At 67.1% G+C, this 14,079-nt stretch carries 11 protein-coding genes; 4 read left to right on the top strand and 7 right to left on the bottom strand.

Going from position 1 to position 14,079, the window contains the following annotated elements:
- Window positions 1-2: 2 nt before the first annotated feature.
- From LXM88_RS31550 to LXM88_RS31530, 5 genes are all read right to left on the bottom strand, one after another.
- Complete coding sequence (locus LXM88_RS31550; protein WP_262543348.1) at window positions 3-758, bottom strand: hypothetical protein; 756 nt, start codon at window positions 756-758, stop codon at window positions 3-5.
- Between the two features lie 37 nt (window positions 759-795).
- Window positions 796-2,187: an alkaline phosphatase gene (locus LXM88_RS31545; RefSeq protein WP_262543346.1), complete on the bottom strand. Its 1,392-nt coding sequence runs from the start codon at window positions 2,185-2,187 to the stop codon at window positions 796-798.
- Window positions 2,188-2,219: 32 nt separating this feature from the next.
- Window positions 2,220-3,653 (bottom strand): alkaline phosphatase, encoded by a 1,434-nt coding sequence (locus LXM88_RS31540; protein WP_262543345.1) that lies wholly within the window; start codon window positions 3,651-3,653, stop codon window positions 2,220-2,222.
- A gap of 154 nt (window positions 3,654-3,807) precedes the next feature.
- Window positions 3,808-4,398 (bottom strand): class I SAM-dependent methyltransferase, encoded by a 591-nt coding sequence (locus LXM88_RS31535; protein WP_262543344.1) that lies wholly within the window; start codon window positions 4,396-4,398, stop codon window positions 3,808-3,810.
- A gap of 236 nt (window positions 4,399-4,634) precedes the next feature.
- A complete protein-coding gene (locus LXM88_RS31530; RefSeq protein ID WP_262543343.1) occupies window positions 4,635-5,618 on the bottom strand; it encodes an aldo/keto reductase in 984 nt (327 codons plus the stop codon).
- 120 nt (window positions 5,619-5,738) lie between these two features.
- On the opposite strand from LXM88_RS31530, the gene LXM88_RS31525 reads away from it, so the two are divergent.
- On the top strand, window positions 5,739-6,656 hold the full coding sequence (locus tag LXM88_RS31525) for a LysR family transcriptional regulator (protein ID WP_262543342.1): 918 nt from the start codon (window positions 5,739-5,741) through the stop codon (window positions 6,654-6,656).
- A 133-nt stretch (window positions 6,657-6,789) separates the two neighbouring features.
- Here LXM88_RS31525 and LXM88_RS31520 read toward each other — a convergent pair whose 3' ends face one another.
- Window positions 6,790-7,317, bottom strand: coding sequence for an Lrp/AsnC family transcriptional regulator (locus tag LXM88_RS31520; protein ID WP_047901851.1), 528 nt, complete (start codon window positions 7,315-7,317; stop codon window positions 6,790-6,792).
- 147 nt (window positions 7,318-7,464) lie between these two features.
- On the opposite strand from LXM88_RS31520, the gene mdeB reads away from it, so the two are divergent.
- Window positions 7,465-10,188, top strand: coding sequence for an alpha-ketoglutarate dehydrogenase (gene mdeB / locus LXM88_RS31515; RefSeq protein WP_262543339.1), 2,724 nt, complete (start codon window positions 7,465-7,467; stop codon window positions 10,186-10,188).
- A gap of 146 nt (window positions 10,189-10,334) precedes the next feature.
- On the opposite strand, the gene LXM88_RS31510 is transcribed toward mdeB, so the two are convergent.
- Entirely contained in the window at window positions 10,335-10,835 is a 501-nt protein-coding gene (locus tag LXM88_RS31510) for an Lrp/AsnC family transcriptional regulator (RefSeq protein WP_262543338.1), read from the bottom strand.
- A gap of 197 nt (window positions 10,836-11,032) precedes the next feature.
- Between LXM88_RS31510 and LXM88_RS31505 the strand changes: the two genes are divergently transcribed.
- Together LXM88_RS31505 and LXM88_RS31500 are read left to right on the top strand one after the other, a co-directional pair.
- The gene (locus tag LXM88_RS31505; protein WP_262543336.1) at window positions 11,033-12,049 is read left to right on the top strand and encodes a 1-aminocyclopropane-1-carboxylate deaminase; all 1,017 of its coding nucleotides are present in this window, start codon (window positions 11,033-11,035) and stop codon (window positions 12,047-12,049) included.
- A 610-nt stretch (window positions 12,050-12,659) separates the two neighbouring features.
- On the top strand, window positions 12,660-14,072 hold the full coding sequence (locus LXM88_RS31500) for an undecaprenyl-phosphate glucose phosphotransferase (protein WP_262543335.1): 1,413 nt from the start codon (window positions 12,660-12,662) through the stop codon (window positions 14,070-14,072).
- Window positions 14,073-14,079: the final 7 nt, after the last annotated feature.

Below are 14,079 nucleotides of genomic sequence, written 5' to 3'. Positions count from 1 at the left end.
GGTCAATCCAGATAGTCCGCGTATTCCTTGTGCGCATAGCCGGCAAGCGCCTGCCACGGCAACGGCTCGCGCCGCCCGGCCGGTGCCTGCGTCAGCGTCAGCTTGCGCACGACGCGGCCGTCGGCGCTCCGGTATTCGACCGACAGCGGCGCCTGCAGCCGTTCGCTCCACAGGATCCGGTTCACGCCGCGCGCACCGGGCGACTCGACCGCCTGCTCGTACCAGCGGGTGCCGGGCGCGTCGCCGGGCTTCGCCGCGCCGAGCCGCTTCAGTTGCGACGGCGGCGTCACGTAGTACGCGTTGTCCCACGAGCCGTCGAAGCCCGTGGTTTCGTACTCGGCCGGCGGCACGCTGACGATCGTCCGGTTCGCCGCGTCCACATACTCGATACGCACCGTCTTGCCGTCGTACGTGACGTGCCGTGCAGCCGCCTGGAAGTTGAAGTGCTTGTGTCCGGCATGGGCGGCGGCCGGCTGCACACCGGCGCGCGGCGGGTCCCGGCGCACACGGCCCGCGTCGTGGTCATGGTCGTGATCGTCGTCATGCCCGCCGCCCGCCGCCGCGACGGGCAGCACACGCTCGACCCACACATGCCCGTCGCGCCGAACCATCCGTTCGCGATACATCGTCGTGCGCGTCACGCCGTCGGCCGTCACCGTGCGGCTTTCGTGCAGCAGCACGGCGTCGAGATCCGCCGCCGCAAAAGCGGGGAGCGCGATCAACCCGCAAGCGAGCGCACCGAGAAGCTGGCGTTTCATCGAGGATTCCCGTTCGTCATGAAGGAAGCCGCCGGCATCAGAAACCGAACGCCGAGCGCACGAGACCGAACACCTTCGTGTTGTCGATCGTCCCCTTGAACGCCTTCGCGTCCGCGCCGTCGGCAAACAGCATCACGTCGCCGCCGCCGTGCGTCTCCGAACCCGCGCTACCCATCCGCACGCCGACTTCCTGCAGATACGCTTCGTTCATCGCGGTGGCCGAATCGACCGATGCGCGCACGTTCGGCCGGTTCGCGCCGTTGCCGAACACCAGCGTCGTATAGGTATTGCCGTCGGCATCCTTGCTCGGCTGGCCGTCGCGATAGTTGCGGCTGATGTCGAGAATCGGATTGCCGCGCTTCGAATAGCCGTTGATCGTCATCGTGTGGTCGTGGTCGGCCGTCACGACGATCAGCGTGTTCGACAGGTCGACCTTCGACAGCGCGACGCGGATCGCGTCGTCGAATGCCGCCGTATCCTCGAGCGCGCGCTTCGCGTTGGTGCCGTGCAGCGCGTGATCGATCCGGCCGCCTTCGACCATCAGGAAATAGCCGTTCGAGTTCTTCGACAGCACGTCGATCGCCTTCGACGTCATGTCCGCGAGGCTCGGCTGCGACGGCCCTTCGCCCTTGCCCGCGACGCGGTCCAGCTCGTACTCGAGATGGCTCGTCGAACTGAACAGGCCGACCAGCTTGCCGTTGCCGGCCTGCGCGAGCTGGTCCTTCGTGGCCACGACCGTGTAGCCCTTCGTCTTCATCTCGTCGAGCAGGTTGCGCCCGTCCGCGCGCCCGCGCTTGTTCGCGACCGGATCGAACGGCGTCCAGTGATTGCGGCCGCCGCCCATCAGCACGTCGACGCCGTCGCCGAGCGCCGCGTTGTAGCCGGCTCCGCCCGGCGCCGCCTGCGCGGCGATGTCGTACTGCGCATCGCGATGGCAGATGTGCGAATAGGTCGCGGCGGGCGTCGCGTGCGTGAGCTCGGTCGTCGTGACCGCGCCGACCGCCTTGCCGCGCGCCTTTGCCAGTTCCAGCAGCGTCGCGACCGGCTGGCCGTTGCCCGGCGCGCAGTTGTTGACGGTCTTGTTGCCGTTGACGTCGCTGCCCGGCGCGACCGCGCGCGTGTCGGACGACATCGACAGCACCTCGTTGTTCATCTTCACGCCGGTCATGTACGCGGCCATCGACGGCGCGCTGTCGGTGGTCTGTGCGTCGTTCGAGAAGGTCTTGACGCGCGCGGTGCGTGCCAGCTTCTCCATCGTCAGTTGTCCCGACTCGCCGACCTTGTAGATCCGGCTCGCCGTCACGGTCGTCGGCCCCATGCCGTCGCCGAGAAAGAAAATCACGTTCTTCGCCTGGCCGGCGGCGTGCGCCGGGCCGCATGCGAAACCCACGACGGCCAACGCCGCCGCGATGCACTTGATGGTCGACATCCTGTATTCCCCTGTACCCGTGTTGTCGGCGCTCAAAGCTGCACCGCGTTGCGCACCAGCTCGAAGACCTTGTTGTTCTCGATCACGCCGTGGAACGCATCCGCGCCGCGGCCGATCGCACCGAGGAACACATCCGTGCCGCCGTGCGTCTCGCTGCCCTTGTCCATCCGCACGACCGCCTCCTGGCGATAATCGTCCGCGCCCGTCACCGCGTCGGTGAGCGCGGTGCCCGCGCGGCTGCCCTGCACGCGGTTCTCGCCGTTGCCGAAGCCGATGATCGTGTACGGCGCGCCGTCCGCGTCCTTCGCGACCGCGCCGGTCTGGTAGCTGCGCAGCACGCCCAGCACGCCGGGCTTGCCCGACTCGGTCTTGCCGGTGCGCGCCGCATAGCCGTTCAGCACCAGCGTGTGATCGTGATCGGCCGTGACGACGATCAGCGTGTTCTTCAGATCAGGATCGGTCTTGCGCACCTTGTCGAGCGTCGCCTTGATCGCGTTGTCGAATGCGACCGTGTCCTGCAGCGCGCGCTTCGCATTGGTGTCGTGCAGCGCGTGATCGATCCGGCCGCCTTCGACCATCAGGAAATAACCGTTCGGGTTGTTCTGCAGCACGTCGAGCGCGCGCGTCGCCATGTCGGACAGGCTCGGTTCCTTCGTCGCGCCGCGATCGAGGTCGTAGCTCATGTGGCTCGACGAAAACAGACCGACCAGCTTCCCGCTCTTCGTCGCATCCGCAGCGAGCAGATCGTCGCGGTTCTGCGCGACCGCGTAGCCCTTCGCCTTCAGCTCGTTGACCAGGTTGCGGCCGTCGGTGCGCTTGCCGCCGCCGTCCTTCGGTACGAAGAATTGCGTGCCGCCGCCGAGCACGACGTCGACGCCGTCGCCGAGCGCGCCGTTGTAGCCCGCGCCGCCCGGCACGAGCTGGGCCGCGATGTCGTTCTCGGCATCGCGATGGCACACGTGCGCGTAGGTCGCGGCAGGCGTCGCGTGCGTGACGCGCGTGGTCGTCACGACACCGGTGGCCATCCCTTTCGCCTTCGCGATCTCGAGCAGCGTCGATACCGACCTGCCGTTGTTCGCGCCGCAGTTGCCGGTGAGGCCGGCGGTCGGCTCGAGCGCCTTCGTGTCGGGCGACATCGAAATCACTTCGTTGTTGGTCTTGACGCCAGTCATGTACGCCGACATCGACGGCGCGCTGTCCGTCACCTGCGCGTCGTTGGAATAGGTCTTCACGAACGCGGATTCGGGCAGCGTGTCGATCGTGAGCGCGCCGTCTTCACCGACCGCATAGATGCGCGCGGCCGTCAGCGTCGTCATCCCCATGCCGTCGCCGAGGAAAAAGATCACGTTGCGCGCCGCCGCCTGCACCGGCGCGGGCGTCGAGCTGGTCGGCCCGTCGTCGCTGTTGCATCCGGCAAGCGCAAAGGCGCCGGCACACAGCAGCGCCGCCATTTTGATTCGATTCATGTTGCGGGTTCCCCCCGGTGTTACTGCTTTCGAAATGAAAGGCGATGGTAGGAACCCGATGTGACGGCAATATGAATGGAAATTGGAAGGATCGGTATGGCTTATGAAAGCAAACGGCGCGGCGCCGTGCCCTGGCGCCCAGCGCGCGGCCGCGTCAATCGGCGGGTTCGTTAGCGGCGCTGTGCACGGTCACGATGCGCGCAGGCGGAATATTTGCCCAGACGATACGGCTGCCGCTGGCAACAAATGCCGAATCGCCCAACGGATGACGGCGGGGCGAGCGCAAGTCGTACGTGAATTGAATCATCACGCCGTCGGCCGACAGCACGCGACGGCATTGATCGACGATGGCCGTCACGTCCTCGCGCGGCAGCGTGCGCAACGGCAGGCACGACACGATCGCATCGATCCGCGCGGCGGGCGGCAGCAGCCGTTCGAGCTGCCGCGCATCGCCCCACACGATCGACACATCCGGAAAGCGTCGCCGCAGGTGCTGCACGAACGCCGGCGAACGCTCGACCACGACGAGGCGCCGCGGCGCGACGCCGCGTTCGAGCAACGCCGCGGTGATCGCGCCGGTGCCGCCGCCGAGTTCGACGACCAGCCCGTCGCCGTCCGGCACCGCGTCGGCCATCTCGCGCGCCAGATGCCGCGAACTCGGACACAACGCGCCCACCGCGGCCGGGCGGCCGACCCACTCGCGCACGAACAGTGCCGAGACACGCCACGCGTTCGGCCAGATCATTGGCCGGCCTTGAGCGGTTGCGCCGTCGGCTTCGACGTGCCGATGACTTCGTGGAACAGGGCTACGGCGACACGGGGCCTTTTCACGTGCATCCTCCTGGACGAATCGGTCCGCCGCAGGAAGAGCGACGATCAAATCGATTCTAGGAAACGCAAACTTAAGGCGACGTGAAGATTGTCCCTAGTACGCGGCGGCGCGCACCTGTGCTGCGCGCCCCATGCCCGCCCCGTGCCGGATCAGCGATCGACGCGCTGCTGGAAGGCCGCCGGATAGCGCTCGCCGACGATCCTGATCTGCTGCAGCGCCGCCTCGATCGCGGCGAGATCGTCGGCCGTCAGCACGACGGCGGCCGCGCCCAGGTTCTCGTCGAGCCGATGCAGTTTCGTCGTGCCCGGAATCGGCACGATCCACGGCTTGCGCGCGAGCAGCCACGCGAGCGCGATCTGCGCGCGCGTCGCGCCCTTGTCGGTCGCGATCCGGCCCAGCAGATCGACGAGGCCCGCGTTCGCGTTGCGGTTTTCTTCCGAGAAGCGCGGCACGATATTGCGGAAATCGTTCGCGGCGAACGTCGTGCCCGCATCGATCGCGCCGGTCAGGAAGCCCTTCCCGAGCGGGCTGAACGGCACGAAGCCGATGCCGAGCTCCTCCAGCGTCGGCAGGATCCGTTGTTCCGGCTCGCGCCACCACAGCGAATACTCGCTCTGCAGCGCGGCGACCGGCTGCACCGCGTGCGCGCGGCGAATCGTCTGCTCACCGGCTTCCGACAGCCCGAAATGCGCGACCTTGCCCTCGCGGATCAGGTCCTTGACCGTGCCCGCCACGTCCTCGATCGGCACGTCCGGATCGACGCGATGCTGGTAGAACAGATCGATGCGATCGATCTTGAGCCGTTTCAGCGCCGCGTCGGCCACTTCGCGGATATGCGACGGCCGGCTGTCGACGCCCTTCATCGGCTCGGCGTTCTCGAAACCGAACTTGGTGGCAATCACGACCTGATCGCGAAACGGCGCCACCGCCTCGCCCAACAGTTCCTCGTTGACGAACGGGCCATACGCTTCCGCGGTATCGAAGAACGTGACGCCGCGTTCGAACGCCGCGCGAATCAGCGCGACGCCACTCGCCTTGTCGACGGCGGGGCCGAGGCCGAAACTCAATCCCATGCAGCCGAGCCCGATTGCCGAGACTTCGAGGCCGCTCTTTCCAAGCACGCGCGTTTGCATGAATTTCTCCTGCAGAAAGGTGAAGACGATCGACCGAATGCCGAGGAAACCAGTGTAGGTTGATGGATACTTCTCAACAATCGGCGTACCATTTCATGCGTGATTGAGGAAATCTCATCAATGCGACGCACCGACATCGGCGAACTGACGACCTTCATCACGATCGCGGAACAGCACAGCTTCAGCGGCGCGGCCCGGATTCTCGGCGTGTCGCCGTCGGCGCTGAGCCATACGATCCGCCACCTCGAAGCGCGGCTCGGCGTGCGGCTGTTCAACCGCACGACGCGCTCGGTCGCGCTGACGGAGGCCGGCGAACAGTTGCTGCTGCGCGTGCGGCCCGCGGTGGCCGATCTCGAGGACGCGCTGAACGACGCCGCGACCGCCCGCAACCGGCCGTCCGGCCAGATCCGGATCAGCGCGTCGGAGGCCGGGGCGCGTCCGTTGATCCGGCATGTGCTGCCGGCCTTCGTCGCCCGCTACCCGGACATCCACGTCGAATTCGTCGTCGATTCGCGGCTGATCGACATCGTCGAGCACGGTTTCGACGCCGGCGTCCGCGTTCACGAAGACGTGCCGCGCGACATGATCGCCGTGCGCTTCGGCGGCCCGATGCGCTTCGTCGCGGTGGCCTCGCCCAGCTACCTGACGCGGCACGCGCCGCCGGAAAGCCCGCAGGACCTCTTGCGTCACGCGTGCATCCGCTTCCGCTTCGAAAGCGGCGCGCTCTATCGCTGGGACCTGATGCGCGACGGCAAGCGCGCGAGCGTCGACGTCGACGGGCCGTTGACGCTCGGCAACCAGACCCTGATGGTCGACGCGGCACTGACCGGTATCGGGATCGCGTGGGTCGCGGAAGCGCGCGCCGCCGACCATCTGGCGTCCGGTCGACTGGTGCGCGTGCTGCCCGAGTGGGGCCAGACTTTCGACGGCCTGTGCCTCTACTATCCGGCGAACCGGCATCCGCCGGCCGCGTTGCGGCTGTTCGTCGAGGCTGTACGCGAATGGGCGGCCGCCGCGCGCGAAGCGGCGCTGGATTGACCGATCGGGAATGTACGGCAAGCCGCGCGCGCTACACGCCGCATTGCGCACGGCATCCCATCAGCGCAGGTTGGTTCGCGCCTGTTGTCGCCGTTCCGTCGGAAAGCGGATTGTTTCGCCCGCGACCGTGCGCTCAGCTCCAGTCGGACGCCGACTCGTCCGGATCGACGAGCGTGAGCCCCGCCGCCGGCAGCGGCAGCGCGGTCTTGTAGCGCACCTGTTTCAGCGCGAAGCTCGAGCGGATGTTCGACACGCCGGGAATCGTCGTCAGCCGCTCGATGATGAAGCGTTCGAGCGTACGCATGTCGGGCATCACGACGCGCAGCAGATAGTCGGCGTCGCCCGACATCAGGTAGCACTCCATCACCTCGGGCCGCTGCGAGATCGCCTCCTCGAAGCGCTGCAGCGCGTCCTCGACCTGCTTCTCGAGGCTGACCTGGATGAACACGTTGATCCGCAGGCCGAGCGGCTCGGGATCGAGCAGCGTGACCTGCTGCCTGAACAGCCCGAGCTTTTCGAGCGCGCGCACGCGGTTGAAGCACGGCGTCGTCGACAGGTTCACCGCGCGCGCCAGTTCCGCGTTCGTGATCCGCGCGTTCTGCTGAAGCTGGTTCAGGATGCCGATGTCGATGCGGTCGAGCCGTTTCGGGGAAGTGCTCATGGTCTGACTATTCCTTTTCTCGCGACGATTCCGGAATATTTACACTATCCGGCAGCAAATTCCCAATGAAATCAGACGCATATTCTGCCGATCGGCGCGTAGCATGAGTCCCGTTGATGCGTGCCGCCGGCGCGCGGGGAGACTGGCATGACGGATCTGTCGAACGGTATCGAACACGCGCAGCGCGCGGCCCTCGCGCGCGTCGATGCGGACCCGGAAGAAACCGCCGAATGGCTCGACGCGCTCGACGCGGTGGTCGCGCACGTCGGCCGCGACCGCGCGCAATACCTGTTCGACCGGCTTGCCGAGCATGCGCGCGCGACCGGCCTCGCGTCGCCGCGCACGCCCGTCACGCGTTACCTGAACACGATTCCGCTCGCCGAGCAGCCGCCGTATCCGGGCGACCTCGACCTGGAGGAACGGCTGTCGGCCGCGTTGCGCTGGAACGCGCTCGCGATGGTCGTGCGCGCGAACCGCGCGTACGGCGAACTCGGCGGCCACATCGCGAGTTATGCGTCGGCGTCCGACCTGTTCGAAACCGGCTTCAACCACTTCTTCCGTGCGGCGTCGCCGGCGAACGGCGATGCCGGCGGCGACCTCGTGTACTTCCAGCCGCATTCGTCGCCGGGCGTCTATGCGCGCGCATATCTCGAAGGCTTCCTCACCGAGGATCACCTGAAGCATTACCGCCGCGAAATCGCCGGCCCGGGCCTGTGCTCGTATCCGCACCCGTGGCTGATGCCCGATTTCTGGCAATTCCCGACCGGCTCGATGGGGATCGGCCCGATCAACGCGATCTACCAGGCGCGCTTCATGCGCTACCTGCAGCATCGCGGCCTCGCGAACACCGCGGGCCGCACCGTGTGGGGCTTCTTCGGCGACGGCGAGATGGACGAACCCGAATCGCTCGGTGCGCTGTCGCTCGCCGCGCGCGAGGGGCTCGACAACCTCGTGTTCGTGATCAACTGCAACCTGCAGCGGCTCGACGGCCCGGTGCGCGGCAACGGCCGCGTGATCGACGAACTCGAAGCGCAGTTCGCGGGCGCCGGCTGGAACACGATCAAGGTGCTGTGGGGCTCCGACTGGGATCCGCTGTTCGCGCGCGACCACGCCGGCGCACTCGCTCGCGCGTTCGCCAATACGGTCGACGGGCAGTTCCAGACTTTCTCCGCGAACGACGGCGCATACAACCGCGCGCGCTTCTTCAGCCAGGATCCCGCCCTCGAAGCGCTCGCCGCGCAGCTCACCGACGCGGAGATCGACCGCCTGCGCCGCGGCGGCCACGACGCGCGCAAGCTGCATGCCGCGTATGCGCGTGCGCTCGCGCACCGCGGCCAGCCGACGGTGATCCTCGCGAAGACGATGAAAGGTTACGGGATGGGCACGGCCGGCCAGGGCCGGATGACGACCCATCAGCAGAAGAAGCTCGACGTCGACGATCTGAAGGCGTTCCGCGACCGCTTCCGGTTGCCGCTGTCGGACAGCGACGTCGAGCAACTGAAGTTTTACAAGCCAGCGGAAGACAGCCCGGAAATGCGTTACCTGCATGCCCACCGGGCTGCCCTGGGAGGCTATCTGCCCAGAAGGCGGATAGCGGCATCGAAGGGGCTGACCGTCCCTTCGATGCCGGCCTGGGGAGCGTTCGCGCTGGACGCGGCCGGCCGCGAGATGTCGACGACGATGGCGCTCGTGCGCATGCTCGCCGCATTGATCAAGGATCGCGACCTCGGCTCGCGCGTCGTGCCGATCGTGGCCGACGAAGCGCGCACGTTCGGCATGGCCAGCCTGTTCCGGCAGGTCGGCATCTACTCGCCGCTCGGCCAGCGCTACGAGCCGGAAGATCTCGGCTCGATGCTCTATTACCGCGAGGACACGCGCGGCCAGATCCTCGAGGAAGGTATTTCGGAAGCGGGCGCGATCTCGTCGTGGATCGCCGCCGCGACAGCGTACAGCGTGCACGACCTGCCGATGCTGCCGTTCTACATCTACTACTCGATGTTCGGCTTCCAGCGCATCGGCGACCTGATCTGGGCCGCCGCCGACCAGCGCTCGCGCGGTTTCCTCGTCGGCGCGACGTCCGGGCGCACGACGCTCGGCGGCGAGGGCCTGCAGCACCAGGACGGCAGCAGCCACCTCGCCGCGTCGACGATTCCGAACTGCCGTGCGTACGATCCGGCGTTCGCGTACGAAGTCGCGACGATCGTCGATGCCGGCATGCGCGAGATGGTCGAGCAGCAGCGCGACGTGTTCTATTACGTGACCGTCACGAACGAGAACTACGCGCAGCCGTCCGCGCCGGACGGCGATCCGCACGCGCTGCGCGACGGCATCCTGAAGGGCATCCATCGGCTGCCGGCCGAATCGAATGCGGATGCGCGCGTGCAGTTGCTCGGTGCGGGCGCGATCCTCGGAGAGGTACTCGCCGCGCAACGGATGCTGAAGGACGACTGGGGAATCGACGCGGCCGTGTGGAGCGTCACGAGCTTCTCCGAACTGCAGCGCGACGGGATGGAGGCCGAGCGCCGCACACGTCTTGGTGAGGATACCGACACAATTCCTTACGTCACCGCCGCGCTCGCCGCAACGCGCGGGCCCGTGATCGCCGCGACCGACTATGTGCGCGCGGTGCCCGAACTGATCCGCGCGTACGTGCCGCGCCGCTACGTGACGCTCGGCACCGACGGGTTCGGGCGCAGCGATACGCGCGACGCGCTGCGCGCGTTCTTCGAGGTCGACCGCGCGAGCATCGTGCTCGCCGCGCTGAAGGCGCTTGCCGATGATGGCGAGCTCGACGCAGCGATCGTACGCACCGCGCGCGAACGTCTCGGCAAGACTGTGCAGCAGCCCGGCACGGCGCCTTGGCAACGCTAGGCACGCAAGTCATTTCCGCCACGATGCGCTGCACGGTCAGGCAGCGCCACCCGCCCTCCCCGCTCCCGTCGTTTTCGCCGGTGCGCCGCTGATGCGGCGTGCCCGGCCCGGCCACGCGTCACGCGCCGCTCGTCGCGCGCGCTCCACTACACCGGCAGCGCGTGCGTCGACAGGATCTCCTTGAGCACCATGAACGAGCGCACCTGCCGCACGCCCGGCAGGTAGATCAATTGCTCCGCGTGCAGCCGGTTGAAACTCTCGTTGTCGCGCGTGCGCACCAGCATGAAATAGTCGAACTCGCCGGTCACGACGTGGCATTCGACACATCCCGACACCTTCTGCGCGGCCTTCTCGAACGCGGCGAACGCCTCCGGCGTCGAGCGATCGAGCACGAAGCCGATCACGACGAGCATGCCGGCGCCGAGCGGCTTCGGGTCGAGCAGCGCGACGATCCCGCGAATCATCCCCATCTCCTTGAGCCGCTCGACGCGCCGCAGGCACGCCGGCGCACTCAGCTTCACCTTCGCGGCGAGGCTCACGTTCGAGATCGATGCGTCCTGCTGAAGCTGCCTGAGGATCGCGCGGTCGATGCGATCGAGCGTGGGCGCGGCATCGGGTGCCGCCGTCGATCGGCTGCCTAATTTCATTGCGTCTTCCTCCATTCAAGAGAACTTGTATTGCGCCATTGGCGATTTCAACTTCATCAACGTAGGCCAACGATATTTATTTCGCAAGCTCATTTCTCGTCTGCTTGCCTATCATTTTTCCATCGGATGCCGGCATGCGTGACGGCCCCGAGCGAACCGATTCCCGTGCGACCCAAGACTTTCCGGAGACCGACCCGATGAACCTGCAACGCTTCCCCCGCTATCCGCTGACGTTCGGCCCGACGCCGATCCAGCCGCTCAAGCGCCTGAGTGCGCATCTCGGCGGCAAGGTCGAGCTGTATGCGAAACGCGAGGACTGCAACAGCGGCCTCGCGTTCGGCGGCAACAAGACCCGCAAGCTCGAATACCTGATCCCCGACGCGCTCGCGCAGGGCGCGGACACGCTCGTGTCGATCGGCGGCGTCCAGTCGAACCAGACGCGCCAGGTCGCGGCCGTCGCCGCGCACCTCGGGATGAAATGCGTGCTCGTGCAGGAGCACTGGGTCAACTACGACGATCCCGTGTACGACCGCGTCGGCAACATCCAGCTGTCGCGGATGATGGGCGCCGACGTGCGGCTCGTCGCGGACGGCTTCGACATCGGCATTCGCCGCAGCTGGGAAGAGGCGATGGAAAGCGTGCGGCAGGCGGGCGGCAAGCCGTATCCGATTCCGGCCGGCTGCTCCGAGCATCCGCTCGGCGGGCTCGGCTTCGTCGGCTTCGCTGAAGAAGTGCGCGCACAGGAAGCCCAGCTCGGTTTCAAATTCGACTACATCGTCGTGTGCTCGGTGACGGGCAGCACGCAGGCCGGCATGGTCGTCGGCTTCGCGGCCGACGGGCGCGCGGATCGGGTGATCGGCATCGACGCGTCGGCGACGCCGGAGAAGACGCATGCGCAAATCACGCGCATCGCGCGGCACACGGCTGAAATCGTCGAACTCGGACGCCGCATCGACGAACAGGACGTCGTGCTCGACACGCGTTATGCGGGCCCGGAATACGGGCTGCCGAACGACGGCACGCTCGAAGCGATCCGGCTGTGCGCACGGCTCGAAGGCATGCTGACCGATCCCGTCTATGAAGGGAAATCGATGCACGGGATGATCGACAAGGTGCGGCGCGGCGAATTCGAGCCGGGGTCGAAGGTGCTGTATGCGCATCTGGGCGGGGTGCCGGCGTTGAGCGCTTACGCGGAGATTTTCCGCAACGGGTGACGCGCACCCGCTCGCAGCCCGGCGCGCGCGCCTGCGCACGCCGTCGCGGCACCGGCCCAGTCGACGACCGTTGACGTCGGGCCGGCGCCGCTTTGTCCCATACCCCGCACCCTGCCATCCACCTGCCCACCGTTCGCCGCGCGCCGCTCGGTCGCGTCACGCCCCCCCTTTCCCCCTGCGCATCCAACTACCGCCGCCACCGGGTTCAAGCGGCTTCGCGCGTCTTGACGCACGTCCGTGCCGAACGGGACTCGTCCGCGTCGACACATTGACGCTACGACGCAGTCTTGAATCATTCGTACGCGTACGAGTCTATGAGCGCCTCATTTAGTAGGCGTTCTATTTAAATCGCCCCTCTGCTTGCCGAAAATTGACCGGGTCGAGTCGATTGCAACGTTTCGCAAACATTCGCCCGCAACGGCACGGTTGAAACCGCCGATGCGAGACGCGCGACCGTCCGGCCAATCAAGCAGCGTCATCGTCCAGCGATTGCCCATCCCACGCATTGGAAGCAGCAGCGACACCCGGCCCGGTCCGGGTGCGCCGTGCTGCGCCGCGTCGGGACAACGGCCGACGCTACCCATCCGACAGAACGACAGCAACGGGGCATATGGATACGTCATTCGAAGTCCGGCACACGCAGGTGTCGTCAATCACGGGGGGATCGATCGCACGCGCGTCCGATGTCGCGCTGATCTCGATCGGTGCGCTCGCCGCGGCGTTGGTCCTGCCCGACACGCGAATCGACCGTTCGCCCGAATTGACCGCCGTCGCATGCGCGGCAACGTTCGCCCTGGTGCTGTTCCCCGCATTCGGCATCTACCGGATGCCGCGCGGCCGTTCGAAACGACGCGCCACCGTCCTGACCGCGCTCGCGTGGCTGCTCGCGCAAGCCTGCGCGGCGCTCGTGATGCGCGCGCTGTCGCCCGCGTCGAGCACGCCGTCGAACTGGTATCTGCTCTGGACGGTGACGAGCGGCGTCGCGCTCTGCGTAGCGCGGCTCGTCGCCAGCCGGACGCTCGACCGGATCGGTCGTCCGCCCGAAGGCGGCTACCCGGTCGCGATCGTCGGCACCGGTGCGCATTGCGACGCCGTGCGCGACCGGATCGCCGGGATGCCGTCGGCAGGCTTCCGCGCTGTCGCCACGTTCGACCCCGGCGTCGCATGCCGCGAAGGCCACACCGACGTGCCGCACTTCGATGCGCTGGACGCTTTCGCGCGTCATGTGCGAACGCATGCGATTCCGGAAGTCTGGCTCGCGCTGCCGATCGGCGACGCGCGCACCGTGATGGCCGTGATCGATGCGTTCCGCAACGATCTCGTCAACATCCGGCTCATGCCCGACGTCAGCACCGTGTCGATGTTCGACACCGGCATGGTCGACCTGGTCGGCGCGCCGGCGATCAACCTCGTCGCGTCGCCGTTGTCGTCGCAAGCGCTGCTTCAGAAAGCCGTGTTCGATCGTTTGTTCTCGGCGGCCGTTCTGGTCGGTACGGCGCCGCTGCTAGTCGCGATCGCGGCGGCGGTCCGGCTGTCGTCGAAAGGCCCCGTGCTGTTCCGGCAGCAGCGCCAGGGCGCGAACGGCAACACCTTCACGATCCTCAAGTTCCGCACAATGCGGCTTCACGACGACAGCCGCGAAGTCCGGCAGGCCACACGCGACGATCCCCGCGTGACCCGCATCGGCGCGTTCCTGCGCCGCACGAGCCTCGACGAACTGCCGCAATTCATCAACGTGCTGCGCGGCGAGATGTCCGTCGTCGGGCCGCGCCCGCATGCGCTCCAGCACGACAACCTGTATCAGCCGATCGTCGACGGCTACATCCATCGTTATCGCGTCAAGCCGGGCATCACGGGCTGGGCGCAGGTCAACGGGCTGCGTGGTGAAACCGACTCCATCGAAAAGATGCAGCTCCGTGTCGAGGCCGATCTCCATTACCTGCGCAACTGGTCGTTCTCGCTCGACATGCGCATCGTCGCGGCCACGGTCGTACGCGGCTGGATGCACGGCAACGCGTACTGACACGCAC

This window comes from Burkholderia sp. S-53 (assembly GCF_025560745.1).
In the GTDB taxonomy this organism is placed as follows: Bacteria; Pseudomonadota; Gammaproteobacteria; order Burkholderiales; family Burkholderiaceae; genus Burkholderia; species Burkholderia pyrrocinia.
The sequence above is the reverse complement of the archived record's forward strand: the minus strand, read 5'-3'. Positions and strand labels throughout refer to the sequence as shown.

What these genes read in the sequence shown, in the direction of transcription:
- LXM88_RS31550 (WP_262543348.1), bottom strand. Translation starts at nt 758, where the DNA reads ATGAAACGCCAGCTTCTCGGTGCGCTCGCTTGCGGGTTGATCGCGCTC.
- LXM88_RS31545 (WP_262543346.1), bottom strand. Translation starts at nt 2,187, where the DNA reads ATGTCGACCATCAAGTGCATCGCGGCGGCGTTGGCCGTCGTGGGTTTC.
- LXM88_RS31540 (WP_262543345.1), bottom strand. Translation starts at nt 3,653, where the DNA reads ATGAATCGAATCAAAATGGCGGCGCTGCTGTGTGCCGGCGCCTTTGCG.
- LXM88_RS31535 (WP_262543344.1), bottom strand. Translation starts at nt 4,398, where the DNA reads ATGATCTGGCCGAACGCGTGGCGTGTCTCGGCACTGTTCGTGCGCGAG.
- LXM88_RS31530 (WP_262543343.1), bottom strand. Translation starts at nt 5,618, where the DNA reads ATGCAAACGCGCGTGCTTGGAAAGAGCGGCCTCGAAGTCTCGGCAATC.
- LXM88_RS31525 (WP_262543342.1), top strand. Translation starts at nt 5,739, where the DNA reads ATGCGACGCACCGACATCGGCGAACTGACGACCTTCATCACGATCGCG.
- LXM88_RS31520 (WP_047901851.1), bottom strand. Translation starts at nt 7,317, where the DNA reads ATGAGCACTTCCCCGAAACGGCTCGACCGCATCGACATCGGCATCCTG.
- mdeB (WP_262543339.1), top strand. Translation starts at nt 7,465, where the DNA reads ATGACGGATCTGTCGAACGGTATCGAACACGCGCAGCGCGCGGCCCTC.
- LXM88_RS31510 (WP_262543338.1), bottom strand. Translation starts at nt 10,835, where the DNA reads ATGAAATTAGGCAGCCGATCGACGGCGGCACCCGATGCCGCGCCCACG.
- LXM88_RS31505 (WP_262543336.1), top strand. Translation starts at nt 11,033, where the DNA reads ATGAACCTGCAACGCTTCCCCCGCTATCCGCTGACGTTCGGCCCGACG.
- LXM88_RS31500 (WP_262543335.1), top strand. Translation starts at nt 12,660, where the DNA reads ATGGATACGTCATTCGAAGTCCGGCACACGCAGGTGTCGTCAATCACG.